Origin of the sequence: Sphingomonas endophytica (assembly GCF_001476895.1) — a bacterium.
Classification (GTDB): domain Bacteria; phylum Pseudomonadota; class Alphaproteobacteria; order Sphingomonadales; family Sphingomonadaceae; genus Sphingomonas; species Sphingomonas endophytica_A.
Window position 1 is genome coordinate 1 of the sequence record NZ_LDTB01000122.1, and the last position, 488, is coordinate 488.

The 488-nt window shown below is 70.9% G+C and carries 1 protein-coding gene; it reads right to left on the reverse strand.

Features of this window, described 5'->3' with window-relative positions; translation table 11 throughout:
- A partial coding sequence (locus NS334_RS18355; protein WP_193753138.1) for a CPBP family intramembrane glutamic endopeptidase occupies nt 1–488 on the reverse strand: 488 nt, incomplete at both ends.

Consider the following 488-nt stretch of genomic DNA (forward strand, 5'->3'; position numbering starts at 1 on the left):
GTCCGTTGAGATCGATTGCGGCATGGACCAGCATCGCGACCCACAAATGCCCGGAAAGAAGGTAGATGAGCGTCAGCAACACGCCCGCCAACAATGTGCCCGCAATACCGGGCACGCCCTGATAGCGATGCGCATAGCCGAACAGGACGGTCGCCACGACGAACCCCGCCACCGCCGAGCCGCTCAGTTGCGCGATCAGCAACGGCAGCAGCAGTCGAAAGAACACTTCCTCGGTCACGCCCGCCTCGACCGCCAGCAGCACGCCCCAGCCGAGTTCCGCACGCCGCACCGGGGTCACCGCGCGCAGGTCGCCCAGCGCCACGCGTCGCCCGCGCCGCTCCAGCACCGCCGCGATGATCGCCCCCGCCAGTGCGCCGAGCGCGAGCGGCTGCCACGACGGCTGCCCGATCCAGCGGACGGCCATTGCCCGCGCGGCACCGAACTCGGGCGGGAAGGCCACGACCGTCCCCAGCCGCCCACCCGCCGCG